Annotated in this window: 17 protein-coding genes; 9 read left to right on the top strand and 8 right to left on the bottom strand. The window is 62.1% G+C overall.

Going from position 1 to position 16899, the window contains the following annotated elements; translation table 11 throughout:
• Positions 1 to 51 precede the first annotated feature (51 nt).
• Positions 52 to 1113, top strand: a complete 1062-nt coding sequence (locus PspS04_RS10945) for a YkvI family membrane protein (RefSeq protein WP_095170150.1) — start codon at positions 52 to 54, stop codon at positions 1111 to 1113.
• A gap of 239 nt (positions 1114 to 1352) precedes the next feature.
• Here the strand turns inward: PspS04_RS10945 and PspS04_RS10940 are convergent, their stop codons facing one another.
• The gene (locus tag PspS04_RS10940) at positions 1353 to 2651 is read right to left on the bottom strand and encodes an MFS transporter (RefSeq protein WP_159995172.1); all 1299 of its coding nucleotides are present in this window, start codon (positions 2649 to 2651) and stop codon (positions 1353 to 1355) included.
• 42 nt (positions 2652 to 2693) lie between these two features.
• Positions 2694 to 3467 (bottom strand): SDR family NAD(P)-dependent oxidoreductase, encoded by a 774-nt coding sequence (locus PspS04_RS10935; protein WP_159995170.1) that lies wholly within the window; start codon positions 3465 to 3467, stop codon positions 2694 to 2696.
• Between the two features lie 147 nt (positions 3468 to 3614).
• Between PspS04_RS10935 and PspS04_RS10930 the strand changes: the two genes are divergently transcribed.
• On the top strand, positions 3615 to 4502 hold the full coding sequence (locus PspS04_RS10930) for a LysR family transcriptional regulator (protein WP_095170148.1): 888 nt from the start codon (positions 3615 to 3617) through the stop codon (positions 4500 to 4502).
• Positions 4503 to 4766: 264 nt separating this feature from the next.
• Positions 4767 to 5510 (top strand): outer membrane beta-barrel protein, encoded by a 744-nt coding sequence (locus tag PspS04_RS10925; protein ID WP_095170147.1) that lies wholly within the window; start codon positions 4767 to 4769, stop codon positions 5508 to 5510.
• 21 nt (positions 5511 to 5531) lie between these two features.
• Here PspS04_RS10925 and PspS04_RS10920 read toward each other — a convergent pair whose 3' ends face one another.
• Positions 5532 to 6542 (bottom strand): GlxA family transcriptional regulator, encoded by a 1011-nt coding sequence (locus PspS04_RS10920; RefSeq protein ID WP_159995168.1) that lies wholly within the window; start codon positions 6540 to 6542, stop codon positions 5532 to 5534.
• Positions 6543 to 6755: 213 nt separating this feature from the next.
• Between PspS04_RS10920 and PspS04_RS10915 the strand changes: the two genes are divergently transcribed.
• On the top strand, positions 6756 to 6947 hold the full coding sequence (locus PspS04_RS10915; RefSeq protein WP_095170145.1) for a hypothetical protein: 192 nt from the start codon (positions 6756 to 6758) through the stop codon (positions 6945 to 6947).
• Between the two features lie 21 nt (positions 6948 to 6968).
• Here the strand turns inward: PspS04_RS10915 and PspS04_RS10910 are convergent, their stop codons facing one another.
• Both PspS04_RS10910 and PspS04_RS10905 read right to left on the bottom strand, forming a co-directional pair.
• Positions 6969 to 8738: a SulP family inorganic anion transporter gene (locus PspS04_RS10910; protein ID WP_159995166.1), complete on the bottom strand. Its 1770-nt coding sequence runs from the start codon at positions 8736 to 8738 to the stop codon at positions 6969 to 6971.
• A 92-nt stretch (positions 8739 to 8830) separates the two neighbouring features.
• On the bottom strand, positions 8831 to 9493 hold the full coding sequence (locus tag PspS04_RS10905; RefSeq protein ID WP_159995164.1) for a hypothetical protein: 663 nt from the start codon (positions 9491 to 9493) through the stop codon (positions 8831 to 8833).
• Positions 9494 to 9646: 153 nt separating this feature from the next.
• Between PspS04_RS10905 and PspS04_RS10900 the strand changes: the two genes are divergently transcribed.
• The 3 genes from PspS04_RS10900 (at position 9647) to PspS04_RS10890 (ending at position 12700) form a co-directional block, all read left to right on the top strand.
• Positions 9647 to 10318 carry a class I SAM-dependent methyltransferase gene (locus PspS04_RS10900; RefSeq protein WP_095170142.1) on the top strand — a complete coding sequence of 224 codons (672 nt, stop codon included), beginning with the start codon at positions 9647 to 9649 and terminating at the stop codon, positions 10316 to 10318.
• 87 nt (positions 10319 to 10405) lie between these two features.
• On the top strand, positions 10406 to 11752 hold the full coding sequence (gene potE / locus PspS04_RS10895; protein WP_095170141.1) for a putrescine-ornithine antiporter: 1347 nt from the start codon (positions 10406 to 10408) through the stop codon (positions 11750 to 11752).
• 45 nt (positions 11753 to 11797) lie between these two features.
• Positions 11798 to 12700, top strand: coding sequence for an amino acid ABC transporter substrate-binding protein (locus PspS04_RS10890; protein ID WP_159995162.1), 903 nt, complete (start codon positions 11798 to 11800; stop codon positions 12698 to 12700).
• Here the strand turns inward: PspS04_RS10890 and PspS04_RS10885 are convergent.
• A complete protein-coding gene (locus PspS04_RS10885) occupies positions 12678 to 13325 on the bottom strand; it encodes an NAD(P)H-dependent oxidoreductase (protein ID WP_095170139.1) in 648 nt (215 codons plus the stop codon). The genes PspS04_RS10890 and PspS04_RS10885 overlap by 23 nt on opposite strands.
• 84 nt (positions 13326 to 13409) lie before the next feature.
• Here PspS04_RS10885 and PspS04_RS10880 point away from each other — a divergent pair, with 84 nt between their 5' ends.
• Positions 13410 to 14045 (top strand): TetR/AcrR family transcriptional regulator, encoded by a 636-nt coding sequence (locus PspS04_RS10880; protein ID WP_159995160.1) that lies wholly within the window; start codon positions 13410 to 13412, stop codon positions 14043 to 14045.
• 122 nt (positions 14046 to 14167) lie between these two features.
• Here PspS04_RS10880 and PspS04_RS10875 read toward each other — a convergent pair whose 3' ends face one another.
• Positions 14168 to 15094 carry a LysR family transcriptional regulator gene (locus tag PspS04_RS10875; RefSeq protein WP_159995158.1) on the bottom strand — a complete coding sequence of 309 codons (927 nt, stop codon included), beginning with the start codon at positions 15092 to 15094 and terminating at the stop codon, positions 14168 to 14170.
• A gap of 155 nt (positions 15095 to 15249) precedes the next feature.
• On the opposite strand from PspS04_RS10875, the gene PspS04_RS10870 reads away from it, so the two are divergent.
• Positions 15250 to 16473 (top strand): MFS transporter, encoded by a 1224-nt coding sequence (locus PspS04_RS10870; RefSeq protein ID WP_159995156.1) that lies wholly within the window; start codon positions 15250 to 15252, stop codon positions 16471 to 16473.
• A 16-nt stretch (positions 16474 to 16489) separates the two neighbouring features.
• Here PspS04_RS10870 and pcaC read toward each other — a convergent pair whose 3' ends face one another.
• Positions 16490 to 16879 (bottom strand): 4-carboxymuconolactone decarboxylase, encoded by a 390-nt coding sequence (gene pcaC, locus PspS04_RS10865; RefSeq protein WP_095170119.1) that lies wholly within the window; start codon positions 16877 to 16879, stop codon positions 16490 to 16492.
• Positions 16880 to 16899 lie beyond the last annotated feature (20 nt).

The following is a 16899-nucleotide window of genomic DNA, read 5'->3' as shown; positions in this document are numbered from 1 at the left end:
CCGTAGAGGCTCAACGAAGCCCATAACAACAATAGATCGAGGGAATTGGTCATGAAAGAAAGTCTGAAAATCGCCGGTGCATTTGTCGGTGTCATCGTCGGCGCGGGGTTTGCCTCGGGCCGGGAGCTGTTGTTGATGTTCGTCGACTTCGGCGTCTGGGGCCTGCTCGGCGCGGTGGTCAGCGCCGCGCTGTTCACCTTCCTCGGCATGGCGCTGGCCGGCATGGGCAGTCGTTTGCAGGCGACCTCCCACAAAGACGTGGTGTACGCCTTGTGCGGCCGCTACCTGGGGACCTTTGTCGACCTGATGATCACCTTCTTCATGTTCGCCGTGACCGTGGTCATGCTGGCAGGCGGGGGGGCGTTGCTGGAGCAGCAGTTCGGCATTCCGGCGGTGCTCGGCAGTGTTCTGGTGACCCTGATCGTGGTCGCGGTGGTGTGCCTGGACGTGCACAAGGTGATCGGCATGATCGGTGCTGCGACGCCCTTTCTGATTCTCACCGCAGTGGCAGTGGCACTGTATGGCGTGGCCAGCCGCGACCTGGAATTCGCCCAGCTCGATCAGTTGGCCAGCCAGCAACAGGCCGGTGCCAGCCATTGGTTGCTGGGGGCATTGCTCTATGTGTCGTACAACATTGTGGCGGGGGTGCCGATCCTGGCGATCATGGGCGGCGCGGCGAAAACCGAAAAGCAGGCGGTCTGGGGCGGCATCCTTGGTGGTGCGGCGCTGGGTCTGCTAATGCTGGTGATGAGCCTGGGCCTGCTGTCGCGCCTGGACAGCGTGGCGGACCTGCCGATGCCGATGCTGTCGATCGCCACCGAGATCTCCCCGGCACTCGGGCTGCTGATGGCGTTGATCATTTTTTGCATGATCCTCAACACCGCCGTCGGCACGCTCTACTCCTTCTCGGCCCGCCTGCTGCCTGCCGGCACTCGCAAGTTCCGCATCGGCTCGGCCGCGGCCGGCGCCCTGGCCTTCGTGGGCAGCCTGGTGGGTTTCATCAGCCTGGTGGGCCAGGTGTACCCGCTGTTCGGCTACCTGGGCTTCCTGCTGATCGCCGCCGTCCTGATCGGCTGGCTACGCCGAGACCGCCTCGCAGCGGCCGCGGTGTAAGGCCTTTTGTAGGAGCGGGTGCCCGCTTGCGGCCTGCTCGCGATGGCCTGGAGAACACCGCGTGCACCCTGAATGCACGCGATATCGTTAACGACCATCGCCGGCAAGCCGGCTCCCACAGGGTTTGCGGCGTATCCGAGGTTGGTGTTGGCCTGGGATGGCCTGGAGAACACCGCGTGCACCCTGAATGCATGCGATATCGTTAACGACCATCGCCGGCAGGCTCCCACAACGCGGCCCTAGCGCTTGACCTTCACCCAGGCCATCAACAGGGCCGACGACAGCACCCCGGCCGTCATGAAGATGTAGGCCGCGCCGGGGTTGCCGGTCAGGCCGATCAGGTAGCCGACGATCCATGAGCCGATAAAGGCCCCCAGGGCGCCGCACGCATTGATCAGGCCGATGGCCCCGCCGAACACGTTGGCCGGCAGGATCTCCGGGATCAGCGCGAAGAACGGACCGTACGGGGCATACAGCGCGGCACCGGCAAGGGTCAGCAAGGCAAACGACCACCAGAAATGACTGGAGCCCAGCAGGTAGGAGCAGAAGAAAGCCAGTGCCCCCAGGGCCAGCAGCGGCCAGACGAAATGCTTGCGCTGCTGGGATTTATCCGAGGCCCAGGACACCGCCAGCATGGTGCCGACCGCCGCGACATAGGGCACCGCACTCAACCAGCCAACCGTGACGATGTCCGCCGCAGCCGCCTGCTTGATGATGGTCGGCAGCCACATGATGAAGCCATAGACCCCGATGCTCCACAGCGCATGGACGCAGCACAGCTGAATCACGACCGGGCTGGTGAACGCCTGGCGGTAGTTGCGCACCACTGGCATGCCTTTCTGTTCTTCGGCCAGGGTCGCGGCCAACTGGTCTTTTTCCTGACGGCTCAGCCAGTCGACCTGCTCGGGCTTGTCCCGCGCCAGGCGCCACCAGACAAACGCCCACAGCACGGCAGGCGCGCCTTCGATGACGAACATTTCGCGCCAGCCCCAGGCGTGGATCAGGTAGCCCGAGACCACCGACATCCACAGCACCGTCACCGGATTGCCCAGCACCAGGAAGGTATTGGCCCGCGAGCGTTCCTTGCGGGTGAACCAGTTGCTGATGAAAATCAGCATCGCCGGCATCACCGCCGCTTCGACGATGCCCAGCGAAACCCGGATGATCATCAGCATCGGTATATTGGTCACCAGCCCCGTGGCCATGGCGCAGAAGCCCCACAGGATCAGGCTCCAGAACACCAACTTGCGTACGCTGTATTTCTGCGCGTAGATCGCCCCCGGCACTTGGAAGAAAAAGTAGCCGAGAAAGAACAAGGCACCGATCAACGACGAGGTGCTCTTGGTGATACCCAGGTCCTGCTCGATCCCGGCTGCACTGGCAAAGCCATAATTGGCGCGGTCCAGGTAGGCCAGGCTATAGGTGATGAATATCAGAGGAATCAGGTACCACCAGCGTTTGCTGGCAAAGCCCTGGACCTTGGTCTGCTGAACGCTGTTATCGGTCAGCGGCAGTAACGACTCTTTGAGTGCACTCATGGGTGTCCCCTGTTGTTGTTTTTATAACGACGGGTGTTCGGTTCAGACCACGCTGGTCAAGCCACCATCGACGAACAGCGTCTGGCCATTGATGAAGTCAGAAGCCGGTGAAGCAAGGAAAACCGCCGCGCCACACAACTCCTCGACCCGCCCCCAACGTCCGGCCGGCGTGCGTTTGCACAGCCACTGGGAGAACTCCTGGTTGTCCACCAGCGCGCGGTTCATCTCGGTGGCGAAGTAACCAGGGGCCAGGCCATTGGCCTGGATGCCGTGGCGCGCCCACTCGGCGCACATGCCCTTGGTGAGCATTTTCACCGCGCCCTTGGAGGCGGCGTAGGGCGCAATGGTCGGCCGCGCCAGCTCGCTCTGCACCGAGCAGATGTTGATGATCTTGCCGCGACCGCGGGCAATCATGTGCCGGGCGACGGCCTGGGAGACATGGAATACCCCGTCCAGGTTGACCCGCATCAGCTCGTGCCAGTCGTTGGGGTCGAAATCCTCCAGCGGTGCACGGCGCTGGATCCCGGCGTTGTTGACCAGGATATCGATGGCCCCGCTGTTCGCTTCGAGGTGGTTGATCGCCTCCAGGAGCTGGACCCGATCGGTGACGTCGAACACGGCAAATTCGGCCTCGATTCCTTCCTCCCGCAGTTGGCTGGCAACCAAGCGTGCCTTGTCAGCATTGCGATCATTGATCACCACCCTGGCGCCCGCAGCACCCAGCCCCCGGGCCAATTCCAGGCCAATGCCCTTGCCTGAACCGGTGATCAGTGCCCTGCGCCCGTCCAGTCGAAAGCTGTCATTGGTAAATCCCATACTGTTCTCCGTCAATGGCCCTTTGTTGTTGAACGGCCTTGGCAGCAGTTCACCGCAGCCCACCCACAGCGTCCAATGGTGATTGCTGATCTGGTGATCAAATTCTATGATCAACCTCATTGGCGCCCGCCTTCCCGGAGTCCCTGCATGGAAATCAAGCTGCTGCGCTCATTCGTGACCCTGGCCCAGGAGCTGCATTTCGGCCGCGCCGCACAACGGCTGTCCATCGTGCAGCCAGCCTTGAGCATGCAGATCAAGTTGCTCGAGGATGAACTCGGGGTGCGCCTGTTCGAGCGCAATCGCCACTCGGTGGCGCTGACCGAGGTCGGCGCGATGTTCCTCCCGGAAGCGCTGGCGACCCTGCATCAGGCGGCTCACGCCGTGGATGTGGCGAAGGCGTCGGGGCGCGGGGAAATCGGCCGGGTGCGCCTAGGTTTCGTCTCCTCGGTACTGCCGCAGCTGTTGCCCACCCTGGTGCGCTCGCTGCATGAGCAATTCCCGCGGATCGAACTGGAACTCAAGGACATGTCAGGACCTGAGCAAGCCACGGCCCTGAAAAGCGGCCAGCTGGACTTTGGCCTGATGCGCTTGCCGGCGGTGATTCCCGGCATCCAGACCCTCGAAGTGCTGCGCGAGACCGTGATGCTGGCCTTCCCCAGCGACCATCCCCTGGCCACACGCGCCAGCCTGGCGCCGGCATCTCTTGCCGGGGTGCCGGTGTACATCCTCGCCAGACGCTACGCCCCCGGCTTTTACGATGGCCTGATGCAAGCGCTGGCCAGCCACGGCATCCAGCTGCAGATCAGTGCCGAACTGGGCGAGTTCACCACCATGCTGGCCCTGGTTTCCGCCGGACTCGGCGTCGGCCTGTTGCCCGCCAATGCCGGACGCGCACTGCCGGCGAATGTGCTGTCCCGTCCTCTGGAATTGGGCGACTACCGCGCCACCACTGGACTGGCCTGGGTCGACTTGAACAGCGCGGTAAAAAGCAACGTATTCGACCTGATAAACAAAGTGTTCAAAAACGTTACTTGAAAACATCCAATTTTAAATTTTGACGCCAATTAAAAGTCCAACTAACGAAAATCATCCGCAACTACAATCCGCATAATCGAACACCCTGAAAAATAATTAAAAACACAAAACCCAACAAATACGCATACTTCGACAACTTGGATCCATATATAACCAACCATTCGTCGCCAGTCGCTTCCGCGCCACAAATGACCACCAACAAAACAACTACATTCGTCATAAGAGCAATCCATAACGGACCTGCGGCGCGCTGCTGGAGTTCTTATGAAAACAATAAATATGCTTGCTGTTGCCTGCGCAGTTATCGCGGCAACTGCTGCGCCCAACTCCACTGCGGCCGTAAGTACCGAGCCAGTTTTTGCAGTGGGCTTGCTCGGGAGTTACAGCGAACTGGAGTTCAAAGGGCAAAGCAACGACATCGAGCGCATGCCCGAAGGCGGAGTGTTCCTCAACTACGGCAACAAGCTGACCGGCCATGCCGGCCTGGTGTTTCAGGCCGAAATCAGTGGCCAGTACTCGGAAAAACAGGGGCAGCGAGTCAAAGACCTGCAGGCCGACCTGGATCTGGGCTGGCGCCTGGCGCTGGATGCCAACAACTTTCTCGACCTGCTGGTTGGCGCTGGCTACAAATGGAATCGATTTGATCCGGGCTATAACAAATACGATATTGAACTGACCAATCGCAGCCCCTTCGCCAAAGTTGCGATTGGCTATAACCATCAGTTCGATACTGCTGTCCTGCGCCTTGAAGCCGGCGCGCGAAGATCCCTTCAGGGTGAAGCGCAACTGGATATCCAGGGCGTTTCCAATCAGACCCTGGACTTGCAGGACAGTACCGACCCCTATGTTGAATTAAGCCTGCTGTTCAACCAGCAAGGCAGCTTGCCGATTATCGCCAGCCTGTATTACAACCGCTTCAACTATGACCCTGAGGGTCAGTTTGACTTCACTCATTACGACAAGCAGATCAGGAATGAATACGGGGCAAAACTGGGCATCGTGTTTTAACTGCCGCTCACGACGTTCGCCTTACTTGACCAGGCGCTTCTCCTTGGACGGCCGATACCCAAAGTATGCGCTGTAGCACTTGCTGAAATGGCTCGGCGAGACAAACCCGCACGCTACCAGGACGTCCACCTGGGACAGTTCGGTGTGCTGCAGCAAGCGACGGGCTTCGGTAATGCGCAGTTCCAGGTAATAACGTTGCGGCGTGGTGCCCAATTGTTCCTTGAACAAGCGCTCGAGCTGGCGCCGCGAACGCCCGGCATAGACCGCCAGTTGCTCGAGTTCCAGCGGCTCTTCGAGGTTGGCATCCATGAGCTTCACCACTTCGCGCAAGGGCGCGCTGAGGCAGACGTTTTCCGTTGGCTTGATGCGTCGGTAGCGCGACTCCTCGAACGCCAGGATGTCCTCGACGCCCTCGACCAGGGCTTTGTCGTGCAGGCCCTTGATCCAGTCCAGCGCCATGTGGAAGGCCCCCGAAGGGCTGGACGCGGTGAGCCGGTCACGATCGATCACGTAGGGCTCACTGCTGACGTGGGTGGCCCGGGCGATTTCCGTGAGCGCGGGACGGTGTTCGGGGTGAATCGCGCAACGATAGCCGTCCAGCAAGCCCGCCCTGCCCAGGAACCAGGCACCATTCCACAGTCCGGCGAGGTGGGTGCCCCGCTCGGCTGCGGTCTTGAGCAAGCCGATAAACTCATCGCTGACCTTGAGTTCGGTGCGGTAACCGCCACAAATCACCAGCAGGTCGAGGTCGTTGAGCGCACCCGCATCAAGTCGCGCATCCGGGCGAATGACCAGCCCCAAGTCACTGATCACCTCAGACTCACCCAGGCCGAACGTGCGGGTGGTGAACAACCCAGGGCGCAGCAGGTTGGCGGTGATCAGGGTATCCAGCGCCTGGGTGAATGCCGGCAAGGAGAAATGCTCGAGCAGCACAAACCCGGTACGAACCGTTGCCGGCATGGCGTTGGGGGTTTCCTTCAGGTACCGAAGATTCTTGCCCTTCATGCCACCGCTGAATTGCCGTCGCTCCATCACGTTCGATCCACTCGAATAGCTGCACCAGGCAGGTGTCTGCTGCGTTGCGAAAAAGCCAATGGTAACTGTAGATGCGGGCAAAGCCCTAGTACTGTCACGGGGCGGTCTCGGCACTTGGTCGACCCGGACCTGGCCGGCGATGCAATCGACTACGCTCAAGGTACGGGGTGCCGGCTCCTCTTGCCTGGCCGCCAAACGTCGGAGATAAGCATGTTCAAGTCATTGAGCCCGATTGTCCTGCTCGCTGCCGCGATCTGTCTCAGCGGCGCGTCCTGCCACGACCAGAGCAGTACCGACCCCGCCACCCCACAGAACCCGGCCACCCTGGACGGGGGCAACAATCGATCCGGCTCGGCGATTGTGCCCCGCCAACAGATCCAGCCGCGCATGCACCGCATGTAGCCATTAACGGCAGCCAAGTGTTCAGCGCTGATCTTGCCCCGCGAGCGCCAGGTAGCTGTCGACGGCGTCGTCGATGGTTGCAAAGAACGCCGCTTCACCAAGCCGGTCGAACAGTCCGAAGCGCTTGAGCTTGTCCTTGACCGGGTCCTTCATCTCAGCCACGCACAATCTGATTCCTGCCGCATGCAGGGTGTCGTACAGTTCGGCCAGCATGTCGGCGGACGTCACGTCGACACTGGTCACTGGCTCCGCCGCAACCACCAGCCAGCGCACCGGCGTTGGCGAGGCTGTTACGGCTTGCAGCACGCGGTCGTTGAACAGCTCGCCATTGGCAAAAAACAACGGCGCATCCCAGCGAAACAGCACCAGCCCCGGGATCAGGCTCGCGTTGGGGTAACGCTGCAGGTCGTGGTAACCCTTGACCCCGGCAGCTTGCCCGAGCACCGCGGAATAAGGGCGCCAGGCATCCCACAGAAACTCGATGATGGCGATCACGATGGCCAGGCCGATGCCCTCGATCGCACCCAATACGGCGACACCGATGGTGCAGACGATCGACAACCAGAACTCCCAGCGCTGGATACGATAAATCCGGCGCAGGTCACTGACCTCGATCAGACCGATGGCGGAGGCAATTACCACGGCGGCCAGGGCACTGCTGGGCAGGTCCTGCAACAGGTTCGGCGCGACCATCAACAACCCAGCCACCGCCAGCGCACCGACCACCCCGGTGAGTTGGGTCTTGGCCCCGGCGGCTTCGGCTACCGGGGTGCGCGAAGAGCTGCTGCTGATGGGAAAACCCTGGAAAAACCCGGCGGCCAGATTGGCAAAACCCAACCCCGCCATTTCCTGGTTCGGGTCGACATAAGTGCGGGTCCGCGCCGCATAGACCCGTGACAACACGCTGGTGTCGGCGAACGACACCAGGGCCACGGCACAACCGCCGATCAGCACCGGGACAATATCGGCACGGGTGATCCACGGCAGCGCAAATGCCGGCAACCCTTGCGGCAGCGAGCCCAGCACCGCCACCCCGGCCCGCGCGCCAAGGTCCAGCACCCCCACGGCGATTGTCGCGCCGGCTACGGCGATGAGGATGCCTGGCACACGTTTGCTGCCCTTGAGCAGCAGGATCACTGCCAGGGTGGCAGCGCCCACGGCAAAGGTGGTCCAGTTGCTCCTGCCGTCCAGCACCCCGGTGGCGATCGACCACAGGTTACGCAGCGGGCCATCGGAGTCGATGGAAAACCCGAACAGCTTGGGCAACTGGCTGATCAGTACGGTCACGGCGATCCCGTTCATGTAGCCATAACGAATCGGTTTGGACAGCAGTTCGGTGATGAATCCCAGGCGCGCTATACCCGCCAGGATGCACACGGTTCCGGAGACGAGCGCCATCATTCCTGCCAGGGCGATGGCCCGTTGCGGATCGCCACCGGACAGGGGCAGGACCACGGCGAGGATCACCGCTGCCAGGGAAGAGTCCGGCCCCAGCACCAGGATCCGGCTGGGGCCGAACAAGGCATAGGCCAGCAGTGGAACGATGGTCGCGTAGAGCCCATAGATACCGGGGACGCCCGACGCCACCGCATAGGCAATGCCCACGGGAACCAGCATGGTGGTCAGCACCAGCCCGGCGACAATGTCGTGACGCAACCAGGCGAGCTGGTAATGCCGCAGCGTTTGCAGGCCGGGGAGCCAGCGGGCCCAGCCCGGCTGGCTGTCGCTGGACTGGCGATGGGCGATGCGCCCCGGTTCCGGGGCGGGAGGCAAGGGATCCGTCTGGCTCATGGGGTGGTGGCCTTCTACTGTAGAGCGAATGGAAAAATCAACGTGCAACAGGACTGGCTATCACCCAGATGCCCAGGTACGCAGCGCGGCGCTCAGCCGCCGAGGGCGATGATCGCGGCAATCAGCGCAGCGCCGGTGGTGGCTGTGGTCAGGGCGCCTTGCCAGGGTTTGCCACCGGCATACTTGGCCAGTACCCAACCGGCAATGAACAGCACCAGCAGCCCGATCAGGTTGGACAGACGTACCGCCAGCGCCGTCTGGTCGAGCAGCAGGAACGGCACCACGAGGGGAAATGTCGACAACACCACCAGCAGGAAAACCCCGGCGGCTCCCTTGAAGTCATCCCAGCCCAGGCGCGGCTGCACCGCCGTCGTCGCGTGCTGGAGCAAGCGTTGGCGCAACGCCTCCAGCTCCTCAGTACCGGCCGCGGCCACCAGGCGCCCAGGCAATGCCTGCGCGATCAACGCTCGCCCGGCAGCCGGGTCCACCCCGCCACGCAGGCTGTCGAGCAAGGAACGCTTGCGGCTGTGTTCGATCAGGCTACGCAGCAGATACATCACCGCATCGGCCAGGCCCCAGGCCAGGTTGCATCCCAACGCGGCGATCATCATCGTGCGCTCTTCCTCCTGGCCGCCGGTAGCGACGCTGATAGTGCCGGTGAAGGTCATTGCCATGAGCAGGCCGAAGATAACTTCGGTGACTCGTTCGACGGGGTCCAGGACCCGGGCGCACTTTGCGTGGTCGGTGTTGGCCATGCACTGATCCTCATCACTGTTAATTCGATCTGCTGCGCGTTGTGCAAAATACCTAGGCCAGAACATGGACAACGCCAGCCTCTGGGGCCCAATCCAGATTCAGTGTAGTGTGAAAAATTGTTCGCGCTGCCTGTCAAAGGCCTGGAGGTCGAGATGCCCACTGCCGAATCCGCCCTGCTGCAAAGCTGGCACCATAACGCCTCATCCTGGATCGAGGCGGTGCGCAGCGGCAGCATTGAAAGCCGTCGGCAGGTCACCGACCAGGCGATCCTGCTGGCGGTGCTGGGGCGCCAGCCCGAACGCGTGCTCGACCTCGGTTGCGGCGAGGGCTGGCTGTTGCGTGAGCTGAGCAAACGCGGGATCGAGGCGGTCGGCGTGGATGGCGCGCCAACCCTGGTGGAGGCCGCGCGGGCAGCAGGCTCGGCGCCCGTACACCTGGCCAGCTACGAGGCGCTGGTCGAGTCCCGGGTCGACATCGGGAACCAGTACCCGCTGATCTGCGCCAACTTCGCCCTGCTGCACCAGGACATCATCCCCCTGCTCGCCGCCCTGCACGCCCTGCTCGCTCCTGGCGGCGCCCTGCTGATCCAGACCCTGCACCCCTGGACAGCGGCGGCGGGCGAATATCAGGACGGCTGGCGCGAAGAAACCTTCGCCGGGTTCAAGGGCGACTGGCAACCGATGCCGTGGTACATGCGCACCTTGTCCAGTTGGCTCAACGCCCTGGACATGGCTGGTTTGCGCCTGAGCGCCCTGCAGGAACCGCAGCACCCACAGAGCCCGGTGCCGCAGTCACTGCTGTTGATTGCCCAGCGCCAGGACTAAAAGATCCGCGAGTACTCAGTAGCTTTTCCAATCTCGCTGCTACGCTGATTTCACCTGCCGGGGGCAATGTGGATCGAGGAGTGGTTGATGGCCGACTCAAGCAAAAAAATGAGCCTCACCGGGCTCACCACGCTGGTGACGGTGAACATGATGGGGTCGGGCATCATCCTGCTGCCGACGAGCATGGCCCAACTGGGGGCCGTCTCGTTGCTGTCCTGGATCGTCACGGCCATCGGCTCCATGGCCATCGCCTATTGTTTTTCCCAGTGCGGCATCTATTGCATGCGTTCCGGCGGGTTGTCCGCCTACACCGAGGAGGCTCACGCCAAATCGGGCTTCTTTCTCTGTTCGTACCTGTACTTTCTCTCGCTGGGCATCGCCAATGTGGCCGTCGCCATCTCTGCGGTGGGCTACATGACCGCGTTCGTGCCCTGGCTGGGCAGTGGCGCCATTCCTCTGTTCGTCGGTACAGTCGGCCTGCTCTGGTTGACCACCGTGGCCAACTTCGGTGGCCCGCGAATCACCGGCAAGATCGGGGCGCTGACCGTCTGGGGGGTAATTGTCCCAGTGGCCGGCTTGAGTATCATCGGCTGGTTCTGGTTCAAGCCCGAGGTGCTGATTGCCGCCTGGAACCCCAATGAGCTGCCGATCTCCGAAGCCATCAGCAAGGCCATTCCCCTGACCCTGTGGGCGTTTCTTGGCATGGAGTCGGCGGCCCAGGCCAGCGATGCGGTGGAGAACCCCAAGCGCAACGTACCTCTGGCCTGCCTGTTCGGCACCCTCGGTGCGGCCGTGGTCTATGTGCTGTCGACGACGGTGATCCAAGGCATGATCCCCAACGCTGAACTGGCCAACTCGACCGCGCCCTTCGCGCTCGTCTATGCCCATATGTTCAACCCCATGGTGGGTAACATCGTCATGGCGCTGGCCGTGATGGCGTGTGTCGGTTCACTGCTGGGCTGGCAGTTCACCCTGGCGCAAACCGCAAAGATGACCGCTGACCAAGGGATGTTCCCGAAATTCTTCAGCAAGGTCAGTGCGCAGGATGCCCCCATCATCGGCATGCTGGTGTGCGGCGTATTGCAGACCTTGATGGCGCTGTCGACCATTTCGCCCAATGCCAGCGCCCAGTTCGCCAAACTGGTGAGCCTGGCGGCGGTGACCAACCTGATTCCCTACGTGACAGCTGCCACCGGGCTGATGGTGATGATGTACAAAGCCCGGGTCAGCACGGCGATCTACACCCGCAACACCCTGCTGTTGCTGATCGCCGTGGCTTACTCGTTGTACGCCCTGTATGCCTGCGGCAAGGATGCGGTGTTCGGCGGCCTGATTGTCCTGGCATTCGGTTACTTGCTCTACGGTTTCCTCTCCAAGCGGTTTGTCGACATCCAGGCACCCGCCCCGAGCGGGACCGGGACCGGTAATCCCTAGCACTGATTTGCCGATCGCACAGACAGCCGACTGCGGGGCCAGACGATGAATCAACAACGCACCAGAACCACCCACCTGCTCTTTACCTGCCTGCTGGCAATTGCGCCGATGATCGCCAGCGCCAGTACCCTGGAGCGCGTGCGGGCGAGCCATACCTTGACCCTCGGTTACCTGGCGAATTTCGCCCCCTTTAGCGTCCAGACTGGCGACAACGCCAACGGCTATGCCATCGACCTGTGCCTGAAAGTCGCCGACAAGCTCAAGAACGAGCTGGGATTACCAACGTTGCAGGTGCGCTACCAACCGGTGGCCAACGACGACGAGATGCTGGCCGTCAGCTCAGGCAAGGTCGATATCCTCTGTACGCCGACGCCACCGACCCTGGCGCGGCGCCAGCGGGTGAGCTACTCGATCCCGATCTATACCGCCGGCCTGTCGGCCGTGGTGCGCCAGGATGCATCCGAATCGCTGCTCAATGTGCTGGAGGGCAAGGTCGCTCGGACCGGACCGACCTGGCGCGCGACCGTCAATCATGGGCTGTCCAACCAGACCTACGCCACTACCGCCGGCGGCATCACCGAAGCCTGGATCCGCCAGCAAATGCAATTGCTGGGCGTGGTGTCCAGCCTGGTCACCGTGCCGGACACCGCGGCGGGCCTCAAGCTGGTCGCCGAAGGCCAGGCCTATGCCTTCTTCGCCGAACGCATGCTGCTGAGCAACCTGCTCGCTAATCAACCCGCCGCCAACCTGGTCCTGCTGGATCGAGTGTTCGAGTACTCGCCGACGGCCATGGCGCTGGCGCGCGAGGATGAAGATTGGCGCCTGCTGGTGGACACCGCCTTGAGTGAGATGTATCGCTCGGGCGAGATCGAGCAGGCCTACGCCAAGCACCTGGGCGGTGTCGGCGAGACGGCGAAAAAGCTGTTCAAGGTCTATGCGATTCCTTGAGCGCGACCGGGCCGGGAGCCCGCACTGCGCGATCGGCGATCGTTGCACTGGACAGACTGCGCCCCAACTGCCGCGCCAGTTGCAGATGCGCTCGCGGGTCTTGGGTTTCCGACTCCAGCAGTAACTCAGACGTCATGACCTGGGCCCCGCAGTAATCGAAGATCCCGTGATCTATCTGGGTCTTCATCGCCAGCCCATAGCCGTGCCGTTCGTAGGTGCCGCGGTCCGCGCCACCGACCCCAATCAGGTGCACCTGCAGGTGCTGGAGTTTTTTCAGCAGTGGCGCATCGGCGGTGAAATCGAACGCCCAGCCATTGCTGAACACTCGATCGATCCAGCCCTTGAGCAGCGCCGGCATCGACCACCAGAACACCGGATACACCAGCACCAGGGCATCGGCGCGGTCGATCCGTGCCTGCTCGGCCGCCACCTCGGCAGGCGCCGGGGCTTGGCGGTGATGCACGGCAAAATCGGCAGCGCCAAACCTGGGGTCGAAACCTTCCGCCCACAGGTCAGCGACTTCCAATGTGTTGCCAGTATCGGCCAGGCCCTGGGCGATCTGCGCCGCGATACTCTGGCTCAGCGAGCGGGGATCATGATGAGCGACCACGATGAGTGCATGCATGGCAAAACTCCTGCTGACGGGTGAGGACGAGAGCTATATACTTTTAGTAAGTTAACGCCGCTAAGTTACGTTTGGTATATAAGCATGTCAAGTCGCCAACCGCCTCAGTCAGATCCCACCGCCCCAGCGCGGCGCCGCCTGTCTCGCGAAGACCGTCTGCGTCAGTTATTGGATGTCGCCTGGCAACTGGTCCGGGAGGAAGGCACCGAGGCCTTGACCCTGGGACGCCTGGCCGAAGCAGCCGGAGTCACCAAACCCGTGGTCTATGACCATTTCATCACCCGGCCGGGGCTGCTGGCGGCGCTCTATCAGGATTTCGACGGACGCCAGACGTCACTGATGGACGCGGCGCTCGAGGCTAGCGAACCGACCCTGGCCAGTCGGGCGAGTGTAATCGCCAGCTCCTATGTCGAGTGCGTCTTGCTACAGGGCAACGAGATACCAGGGGTGATCGCAGCGCTGGCGAGCTCGCCGGAGCTGGAAAAAATCAAGGCTGAGTACCAGGCGATCTTCATCGAAAAATGCCGCAGCGTCCTCGCCCCTTTCGCCAAGGGTGGGCAGATTGCAGCCGCCGGCCTGCGAGCGATGCTCGGCGCCGCCGAGGCGCTCTCCCACGCCGCCACGACGGCTGAAATCACCCCTGCCGAGGCGCAAGACGAACTGTTTGCAACCATCGTCGCGATGGTCGAACGCAGTGGCAGCTCGGCAGGCCTTGAGTAAACGTTGCAACAGGCCGAGCGTTAGCTCGCCTGCGGCAATTTATTGTGCCCTCCCTAGGCGAGGACTGTGTCCTCGAACGCAGCCTTCGGCAGCTGCTACGGGGTGTTCCCAGCCAGACCGCCTCACACGCCGTTGCCACTGGACGGCTTCAGGCCTGTGGCGAGGACCTCCAGCAAGGCACTGATGCGGGGAAGTGCCTGGCGGCTTTTTTGCCAGACCAGGTTGATCGCCTGGCCGTCGGTTGCCAACCGAGGGAGCACTTCGACCAGGGTCCCCGCTTCCAGGTGCTGCTGGATCAACCACGTCGGTAGTTGCGCAATTCCACCCCCCGCCAGTACCGCGACCAACAATCCTTCGCCATCCCCCACCACCAGCGTGGCAGGCACCTGCCGACGCTCGGTTTCCCCGGCGCGGGTACCGGCAAAGCTCCACGGGCTGACGTTGCCATCGACCCAGCCGTAGGCGATGCACTGGTGATGCTGCAGATCGTCCTCGGACACGGGCGTGCCATGCTGGCTCAAGTACGCGGGTGACGCGCAGAAGACATGCCACTCATTGCCCAGGTAGTGATGCCCCAGAGTATCGGGCCAGATGTCCGCGCCCCCAATGCGCACCACAATGTCGACTCCTTCGGCAATCGGGTCGCTGTAACGGTCGGAGAAGGAAATATGTGGCAGCAACCGCGGATGCTCCTGGGCAAACCGCAGAATCAGCGGCAGTGCCTGGACCCGGCCGAAGGCACCGGGAAGATCCAGCCGAACTCGCCCCTGCAGCTCGGTGTGCTCGCTGTGCAGCGACAGCTCTGCCGCTTCCAGATCGGCCAGTACCGCGGTACAGGTGCGATAGAACGTCATCCCAGCATCGGTCAATGCCAGGCGCCGCGTCGTGCGCTGGAACAGCCGAGACCCCAGCCGCGCCTCCAGGCGAGCGATGCTTTTGCTGATGGCCGAGGCCGTCAGGTGCATCCGCTCGGCGGCAACCCGGAAACTGCCAGCGTCCGCGACACAGACAAACACATCGATGCCCTTCAAGCGTTCTGAAGAAAACATACACGTCCCACATTAATGAATCAGATTCCGGTAGCAGTGGAAAAACCATCACCAATCCGAACAGCATTCCCCAGTAAGCTGGATTCCAGCGTATCTATCAATGCCCCGCGCCTGACAACGCTGCTGAATCCACCCCGTTGAACGATGAGGAACGGATGCTTGCCACCCTGAAAAATTATCCACGCACAGTACAACTACTGCTCAGTGCCTCCCTGGTCTTGACCCTGGCGCGGGCAGTCACCCTGCCCTATCTAGTGATCTACTTGAGCGCCAACTTCGGCTTGAGTGTGGCGAATGTCGGACTGGTGATTGGCAGCAGCCTGATCGTCGGGTCGCTGTTGAGCCTCTACGGCGGCTTCCTGGTGGACAGAGTGTGCAGCCACCGCCTGATCCTGGTTTGCAGCGCGGTGTTTGCCCTGGGTTTTCTCGGCACGTTCCTGGCGCGCAACCTGTGGCTGTTCTACCTCTGCCTGGTGGTGATCAACCTGGCATTTGTGGTAATCGATATCGCGGTCAAATCCGGGTTCGGCCGCCTGCTCGCACCAGCCGAGCGCAGCCGGGTGTTTTCGATCAAGTACACCCTGAGCAATATCGGTTACGCCGTCGGCCCATTGCTGGGCGCCGGGATGGCCCGGCTGGATATCAGCTTGCCTTTCCTGTTGTCCGCGGGGCTCGGCGCAGGCTTCTTCGGGGTCTATTGGCGGTGGGGCGACAGAACGCTGCAGGTGCTTGATACGAGCCGTGCGCCCGGCGCATTTCTGGCGACGGGCAAACTGCTGCTCAAGGACCGGCGACTGGTCTGCTTCACCCTGGGCGGGCTGCTCAGTGCCGTGGTCTTTGGTCAGTTCACGGCCTACCTCTCGCAGTATCTGGTGGTCACGACCACGCCCGAGTTCGCTTATCAGGTCATCAGCGCCCTGGTCACGACCAATGCGGTCATGGTGATCAGCCTGCAATACCTGATCGGCCGGAGGATCTCCCAGCGCCAGCTGAACCTCTGGCTGGCGGCGGGCTTGAGCATGTTCCTGCTGGGGCTGGGCGGGTTTGCCCTCTCGACCAGCGTCATGCTCTGGGTGCTGTCCATGGCCATTTTCACCCTCGGCGAAATCATCGTGTTCCCCGCCGAATACATGTTCATCGACCACATTGCCCCAGCCCCTCTGCGCGGTTTGTACTACGGCGCACAAAACCTCAGCAACCTCGGCGCGGCACTGGGGCCGGTGCTGTGCGGTATGGTCCTGGCGAGCCAGCCTGCGCACTTTATCTTCTACATGCTTGGGGTGTTTGTGGTTGCCGGTGGGGTGTTTTACTTTCTCGGGGCTTCTGGCCTGGTGACAGGTGAACGCTTGACTGCAGACTCCCCGGCCCACAGTCAATAAGCCCGCGCGAGCAGCTTCACAACGACTCCACGCCCACTTCGTCCCAGATGGACTCAGCAAGATGGAAGCTCGCGTTGGCAGCAGGAATGCCGCAGTAGATAGCACTCTGCATCAAGACTTCCTTGATCTCATCACGGGTCACGCCATTGTTCTTCGCCGCACGTAGATGCAGGCGTAACTCACCTTCGCGGTTCATCCCGATCAGCATGGCAATGGTGATCAGGCTGCGGGTATGGCGCGGCAGGCCGGGACGGGTCCAGATGTCGCCCCAGGCATGTCGAGTGATCATTTCCTGGAACTGCGCATTGAAGGGCGTCAGCTGTTCCAGGCTGCGATCAACATGGGCATCGCCCAGCACCTCGCGGCGCACTTGCATGCCGGCTTCGTAACGTTGCTTTTCGTCCATTTCACAATCCTCTTGCCAAG

Source organism: Pseudomonas sp. S04, assembly GCF_009834545.1.
Classification (GTDB): domain Bacteria; phylum Pseudomonadota; class Gammaproteobacteria; order Pseudomonadales; family Pseudomonadaceae; genus Aquipseudomonas.
Note: the sequence above shows the minus strand (reverse complement) of the source record. Positions and strands in the feature narration are given on the sequence as shown.

Coding starts and splice junctions, on each gene's coding strand:
- PspS04_RS10945 (WP_095170150.1), top strand. CDS start 52: ATGAAAGAAAGTCTGAAAATCGCCGGTGCATTTGTCGGTGTCATCGTC.
- PspS04_RS10940 (WP_159995172.1), bottom strand. CDS start 2,651: ATGAGTGCACTCAAAGAGTCGTTACTGCCGCTGACCGATAACAGCGTT.
- PspS04_RS10935 (WP_159995170.1), bottom strand. CDS start 3,467: ATGGGATTTACCAATGACAGCTTTCGACTGGACGGGCGCAGGGCACTG.
- PspS04_RS10930 (WP_095170148.1), top strand. CDS start 3,615: ATGGAAATCAAGCTGCTGCGCTCATTCGTGACCCTGGCCCAGGAGCTG.
- PspS04_RS10925 (WP_095170147.1), top strand. CDS start 4,767: ATGAAAACAATAAATATGCTTGCTGTTGCCTGCGCAGTTATCGCGGCA.
- PspS04_RS10920 (WP_159995168.1), bottom strand. CDS start 6,542: ATGGAGCGACGGCAATTCAGCGGTGGCATGAAGGGCAAGAATCTTCGG.
- PspS04_RS10915 (WP_095170145.1), top strand. CDS start 6,756: ATGTTCAAGTCATTGAGCCCGATTGTCCTGCTCGCTGCCGCGATCTGT.
- PspS04_RS10910 (WP_159995166.1), bottom strand. CDS start 8,738: ATGAGCCAGACGGATCCCTTGCCTCCCGCCCCGGAACCGGGGCGCATC.
- PspS04_RS10905 (WP_159995164.1), bottom strand. CDS start 9,493: ATGGCCAACACCGACCACGCAAAGTGCGCCCGGGTCCTGGACCCCGTC.
- PspS04_RS10900 (WP_095170142.1), top strand. CDS start 9,647: ATGCCCACTGCCGAATCCGCCCTGCTGCAAAGCTGGCACCATAACGCC.
- potE (WP_095170141.1), top strand. CDS start 10,406: ATGGCCGACTCAAGCAAAAAAATGAGCCTCACCGGGCTCACCACGCTG.
- PspS04_RS10890 (WP_159995162.1), top strand. CDS start 11,798: ATGAATCAACAACGCACCAGAACCACCCACCTGCTCTTTACCTGCCTG.
- PspS04_RS10885 (WP_095170139.1), bottom strand. CDS start 13,325: ATGCATGCACTCATCGTGGTCGCTCATCATGATCCCCGCTCGCTGAGC.
- PspS04_RS10880 (WP_159995160.1), top strand. CDS start 13,410: ATGTCAAGTCGCCAACCGCCTCAGTCAGATCCCACCGCCCCAGCGCGG.
- PspS04_RS10875 (WP_159995158.1), bottom strand. CDS start 15,094: ATGTTTTCTTCAGAACGCTTGAAGGGCATCGATGTGTTTGTCTGTGTC.
- PspS04_RS10870 (WP_159995156.1), top strand. CDS start 15,250: ATGCTTGCCACCCTGAAAAATTATCCACGCACAGTACAACTACTGCTC.
- pcaC (WP_095170119.1), bottom strand. CDS start 16,879: ATGGACGAAAAGCAACGTTACGAAGCCGGCATGCAAGTGCGCCGCGAG.